Here is a 6,148-nt window from a genome sequence, read left to right on the forward strand (position 1 = left end):
GCGTATAGTTCGGTTCTTCGCTGCTGACGCGGTGAAGAAAACGAAGCAGACAGTATAACACAGTTGGTTGAAATTTTGGATAATTTTAGTTGACATTTGCTAAATGTACTGTATAATTCGATTCGCTCTTTAAAAAACAGATTACCGATAAGTGTGAGTGCATTAGGCCTCACACTGTTTGAAAGACAGACAAGATGATGTTTTAGACATTGTCCTGTCGGTTTCTTTGAAGCAGACCAGAAGTTATAAGTTAGAGATTGAACATAAGAGTTTGATCCTGGCTCAGATTGAACGCTGGCGGCATGCTTTACACATGCAAGTCGAACGGCAGCACAGAGAAGCTTGCTTCTTGGGTGGCGAGTGGCGAACGGGTGAGTAATATATCGGAACGTACCGAGTAATGGGGGATAACTAATCGAAAGATTAGCTAATACCGCATATTCTCTGAGGAGGAAAGCAGGGGACCTTCGGGCCTTGCGTTATTCGAGCGGCCGATATCTGATTAGCTAGTTGGTGGGGTAAAGGCCTACCAAGGCGACGATCAGTAGCGGGTCTGAGAGGATGATCCGCCACACTGGGACTGAGACACGGCCCAGACTCCTACGGGAGGCAGCAGTGGGGAATTTTGGACAATGGGCGCAAGCCTGATCCAGCCATGCCGCGTGTCTGAAGAAGGCCTTCGGGTTGTAAAGGACTTTTGTCAGGGAAGAAAAGGCTGTTGCTAATATCGACAGCTGATGACGGTACCTGAAGAATAAGCACCGGCTAACTACGTGCCAGCAGCCGCGGTAATACGTAGGGTGCGAGCGTTAATCGGAATTACTGGGCGTAAAGCGAGCGCAGACGGTTACTTAAGCAGGATGTGAAATCCCCGGGCTCAACCTGGGAACTGCGTTCTGAACTGGGTGACTAGAGTGTGTCAGAGGGAGGTAGAATTCCACGTGTAGCAGTGAAATGCGTAGAGATGTGGAGGAATACCGATGGCGAAGGCAGCCTCCTGGGATAACACTGACGTTCATGCTCGAAAGCGTGGGTAGCAAACAGGATTAGATACCCTGGTAGTCCACGCCCTAAACGATGTCAATTAGCTGTTGGGCAACTTGATTGCTTAGTAGCGTAGCTAACGCGTGAAATTGACCGCCTGGGGAGTACGGTCGCAAGATTAAAACTCAAAGGAATTGACGGGGACCCGCACAAGCGGTGGATGATGTGGATTAATTCGATGCAACGCGAAGAACCTTACCTGGTCTTGACATGTACGGAATCCTCCAGAGACGGAGGAGTGCCTTCGGGAGCCGTAACACAGGTGCTGCATGGCTGTCGTCAGCTCGTGTCGTGAGATGTTGGGTTAAGTCCCGCAACGAGCGCAACCCTTGTCATTAGTTGCCATCATTAAGTTGGGCACTCTAATGAGACTGCCGGTGACAAGCCGGAGGAAGGTGGGGATGACGTCAAGTCCTCATGGCCCTTATGACCAGGGCTTCACACGTCATACAATGGTCGGTACAGAGGGTAGCCAAGCCGCGAGGTGGAGCCAATCTCACAAAACCGATCGTAGTCCGGATTGCACTCTGCAACTCGAGTGCATGAAGTCGGAATCGCTAGTAATCGCAGGTCAGCATACTGCGGTGAATACGTTCCCGGGTCTTGTACACACCGCCCGTCACACCATGGGAGTGGGGGATACCAGAAGTAGGTAGGGTAACCGCAAGGAGCCCGCTTACCACGGTATGCTTCATGACTGGGGTGAAGTCGTAACAAGGTAGCCGTAGGGGAACCTGCGGCTGGATCACCTCCTTTCTAGAGAAAGAAGAGGTCTGATGCATTCACACTTATCGGTAAACTGTAAAAGATGCGGAAGAGAAAAGCTTGAGTGAAGACAAGATTCGCTTAAGAAGAGAATCCGGGTTTGTAGCTCAGCTGGTTAGAGCACACGCTTGATAAGCGTGGGGTCGGAGGTTCAAGTCCTCCCAGACCCACCAAGAACGGGGGCATAGCTCAGTTGGTAGAGCACCTGCTTTGCAAGCAGGGGGTCATCGGTTCGATCCCGTTTGCCTCCACCAAGAACTTTACAAATCAAAGGAAGCCTGCTATACTTAGCAGCTTATTTTGATTTGCGAAGTGAAATATCGACGCATCGATCTTTAACAAATTGGAAAGCCGAAATCAACAAACAAAGACAATGAGTTTGTTTTGATTTTTTGTTCTTTGCAAGGATAAAAAATCTCTCGCAAGAGAAAAGAAAACAAACACAGTATTTGGGTGATGATTGTATCGACTTAATCCTGAAACACAAAAGGCAGGATTAAGACACAACAAAGCAGTAAGCTTTATCAAAGTAGGAATTTCAAGTTTGCTTCCCTAGTCAACGGGTAGGTAAACGAAGTCAAAGAGGTTCTTGAAATGATAGAGTCAAGTGAATAAGTGCATCAGGTGGATGCCTTGGCGATGATAGGCGACGAAGGACGTGTAAGCCTGCGAAAAGCGTGGGGGAGCTGGCAATAAAGCTATGATCCCGCGGTGTCCGAATGGGGAAACCCACCTCTTAGGAGGTATCCTTATCTGAATACATAGGATAAGCGAAGCGAACCCGGAGAACTGAACCATCTAAGTACCCGGAGGAAAAGAAATCAACCGAGATTCCGCAAGTAGTGGCGAGCGAACGCGGAGGAGCCTGTACGTAATAACTGTCGAGATAGAAGAACAAGCTGGGAAGCTTGACCATAGTGGGTGATAGTCCCGTATTCGAAATCTCAATAGTGGTACTAAGCGTACAAAAAGTAGGGCGGGACACGTGAAATCCTGTCTGAATATGGGGGGACCATCCTCCAAGGCTAAATACTCATCATCGACCGATAGTGAACCAGTACCGTGAGGGAAAGGCGAAAAGAACCCCGGGAGGGGAGTGAAATAGAACCTGAAACCTGATGCATACAAACAGTGGGAGCACCCTTGTGGTGTGACTGCGTACCTTTTGTATAATGGGTCAACGACTTACATTCAGTAGCGAGCTTAACCGAATAGGGGAGGCGTAGGGAAACCGAGTCTTAATAGGGCGAACAGTTGCTGGGTGTAGACCCGAAACCGAGTGATCTATCCATGGCCAGGTTGAAGGTGCCGTAACAGGTACTGGAGGACCGAACCCACGCATGTTGCAAAATGCGGGGATGAGCTGTGGATAGGGGTGAAAGGCTAAACAAACTCGGAGATAGCTGGTTCTCCCCGAAAACTATTTAGGTAGTGCCTCGAGCAAGACACTGATGGGGGTAAAGCACTGTTATGGCTAGGGGGTTATTGCAACTTACCAACCCATGGCAAACTAAGAATACCATCAAGTGGTTCCTCGGGAGACAGACAGCGGGTGCTAACGTCCGTTGTCAAGAGGGAAACAACCCAGACCGCCAGCTAAGGTCCCAAATGATAGATTAAGTGGTAAACGAAGTGGGAAGGCCCAGACAGCCAGGATGTTGGCTTAGAAGCAGCCATCATTTAAAGAAAGCGTAATAGCTCACTGGTCGAGTCGTCCTGCGCGGAAGATGTAACGGGGCTCAAATCTATAACCGAAGCTGCGGATGTCAGTTTACTGGCATGGTAGGGGAGCGTTCTGTAGGCCGATGAAGGTGCATTGTAAAGTGTGCTGGAGGTATCAGAAGTGCGAATGTTGACATGAGTAGCGATAAAGCGGGTGAAAAGCCCGCTCGCCGAAAGCCCAAGGTTTCCTACGCAACGTTCATCGGCGTAGGGTGAGTCGGCCCCTAAGGCGAGGCAGAAATGCGTAGTCGATGGGAAACAGGTTAATATTCCTGTACTTGATTCAAATGCGATGTGGGGACGGAGAAGGTTAGGTTAGCAAGCTGTTGGAATAGCTTGTTTAAGCCGGTAGGTGGAAGACTTAGGCAAATCCGGGTCTTCTTAACACCGAGAAGTGATGACGAGTGTCTACGGACATGAAGTAACCGATACCACGCTTCCAGGAAAAGCCACTAAGCTTCAGTTTGAATCGAACCGTACCGCAAACCGACACAGGTGGGCAGGATGAGAATTCTAAGGCGCTTGAGAGAACTCAGGAGAAGGAACTCGGCAAATTGATACCGTAACTTCGGGAGAAGGTATGCCCTCTAAGGTTAAGGACTTGCTCCGTAAGCCCTGGAGGGTCGCAGAGAATAGGTGGCTGCGACTGTTTATTAAAAACACAGCACTCTGCTAACACGAAAGTGGACGTATAGGGTGTGACGCCTGCCCGGTGCTGGAAGGTTAATTGAAGATGTGCAAGCATCGGATCGAAGCCCCAGTAAACGGCGGCCGTAACTATAACGGTCCTAAGGTAGCGAAATTCCTTGTCGGGTAAGTTCCGACCCGCACGAATGGCGTAACGATGGCCACACTGTCTCCTCCTGAGACTCAGCGAAGTTGAAGTGGTTGTGAAGATGCAATCTACCCGCTGCTAGACGGAAAGACCCCGTGAACCTTTACTGTAGCTTTGCATTGGACTTTGAAGTCACTTGTGTAGGATAGGTGGGAGGCTTTGAAGCAGAGACGCCAGTCTCTGTGGAGCCGTCCTTGAAATACCACCCTGGTGTCTTTGAGGTTCTAACCCAGACCCGTAATCCGGGTCGGGGACCGTGCATGGTAGGCAGTTTGACTGGGGCGGTCTCCTCCCAAAGAGTAACGGAGGAGTTCGAAGGTTACCTAGGTCCGGTCGGAAATCGGGCTGATAGTGCAATGGCAAAAGGTAGCTTAACTGCGAGACCGACAAGTCGAGCAGGTGCGAAAGCAGGACATAGTGATCCGGTGGTTCTGTATGGAAGGGCCATCGCTCAACGGATAAAAGGTACTCCGGGGATAACAGGCTGATTCCGCCCAAGAGTTCATATCGACGGCGGAGTTTGGCACCTCGATGTCGGCTCATCACATCCTGGGGCTGTAGTCGGTCCCAAGGGTATGGCTGTTCGCCATTTAAAGTGGTACGTGAGCTGGGTTTAAAACGTCGTGAGACAGTTTGGTCCCTATCTGCAGTGGGCGTTGGAAGTTTGACGGGGGCTGCTCCTAGTACGAGAGGACCGGAGTGGACGAACCTCTGGTGTACCGGTTGTAACGCCAGTTGCATAGCCGGGTAGCTAAGTTCGGAAGAGATAAGCGCTGAAAGCATCTAAGCGCGAAACTCGCCTGAAGATGAGACTTCCCTTGTGGTTTAACCACACTAAAGAGTCGTTCGAGACCAGGACGTTGATAGGTGGGGTGTGGAAGCGCGGTAACGCGTGAAGCTAACCCATACTAATTGCTCGTGAGGCTTGACTCTATCATTTGAAGAACTTCAAAATGATAAAAGCTTACTGACTGATTCAGTCATCACCGAATATATTGATTAAGGCTTTACCGATTTGTGACAGTTTAAGTTTGGCGGCCATAGCGAGTTGGTCCCACGCCTTCCCATCCCGAACAGGACCGTGAAACGACTCAGCGCCGATGATAGTGTGGTTCTTCCATGTGAAAGTAGGTCACCGCCAAACACCCATTCCGAAGCCCCCGACTGATGTCGGGGGCTTTTTACATGCCTGTCGGTTTGGCGATAGGTGGATTATGATTACCTTGTTGTTATTCTTGAACAAAAGTACCGAAAGTTACGGTTAATTGTTTGGAATATTTGAAATCAAACGGTATTTGCGTTAATATGTCGTAAGCATTTATGCGGGTATGGGCTGTTGCCCTATCTGCGTATGTGCAGTGTTTACGGAGTGGGATAAAACCATTCGGTAGACTTTATGACTGATTCAATCAAATATGTTATGGGAAAAAATCTGATGAAGAAATTTTTATTTGGTGCGTTTGCCGCCGTCTGTGCGGCGTTCTCTTTGGCCGCCGTGAACATCAATACCGCGTCTCCTGCCGAACTGGAGGCCTTGCCCGGTATCGGCCCGGCTAAGGCGAAATCGATTGTGGAATACCGTCAGAAGAACGGTGCGTTCAAATCGGTGGAGGAGCTGAAAAACGTGAAGGGCATCGGTGATGCGGTGCTGAACAAGTTGAAGGCGGAGGCGACGGTTTCTTCTGCCGCACCTAAGGCCGCACAGCCTGCCGTGAAAAAATAACCTGACGGACAATCGTGCCGTATACGCCGCCCTGATGCCAAACCGTTTGCCGGTTCGGG

1 protein-coding gene, 2 tRNA genes and 3 rRNA genes are annotated in these 6,148 nt (G+C 49.9%); all 6 read left to right on the plus strand.

The annotated features are described in order from the left end of the window. Nucleotides 1–259: 259 nt before the first annotated feature. The 6 genes from HMPREF2700_RS03980 to HMPREF2700_RS04005 all read left to right on the plus strand — a co-directional run bounded on the left by HMPREF2700_RS03980 (nt 260) and on the right by HMPREF2700_RS04005 (nt 6,089). Nucleotides 260–1,800, plus strand: a 16S ribosomal RNA gene (locus tag HMPREF2700_RS03980). A 105-nt stretch (nt 1,801–1,905) separates the two neighbouring features. Continuing rightward, a tRNA-Ile gene (locus tag HMPREF2700_RS03985) sits at nt 1,906–1,982 on the plus strand. Between the two features lie 5 nt (nt 1,983–1,987). Continuing rightward, nucleotides 1,988–2,063: transfer RNA gene (locus HMPREF2700_RS03990), tRNA-Ala, on the plus strand. A gap of 347 nt (nt 2,064–2,410) precedes the next feature. Then, nucleotides 2,411–5,299, plus strand: a 23S ribosomal RNA gene (locus HMPREF2700_RS03995). 97 nt (nt 5,300–5,396) lie between these two features. Further along, nucleotides 5,397–5,510: ribosomal RNA gene (rrf, locus tag HMPREF2700_RS04000) — 5S ribosomal RNA — on the plus strand. The 16S, 23S and 5S rRNA genes sit together here with 2 tRNA genes alongside, the layout of an rRNA operon. 291 nt (nt 5,511–5,801) lie before the next feature. After that, entirely contained in the window at nt 5,802–6,089 is a 288-nt protein-coding gene (locus HMPREF2700_RS04005) for a ComEA family DNA-binding protein (protein WP_070590341.1), read from the plus strand. Nucleotides 6,090–6,148: the final 59 nt, after the last annotated feature.

It is taken from the genome of Neisseria sp. HMSC068C04 (genome assembly GCF_001810105.1).
GTDB lineage: Bacteria > Pseudomonadota > Gammaproteobacteria > Burkholderiales > Neisseriaceae > Neisseria > Neisseria flavescens_B.

Bases quoted from the DNA above. Each gene is read 5' to 3' on its own strand.
- HMPREF2700_RS04005 (WP_070590341.1), top strand. From the start codon at position 5,802: ATGAAGAAATTTTTATTTGGTGCGTTTGCCGCCGTCTGTGCGGCGTTC.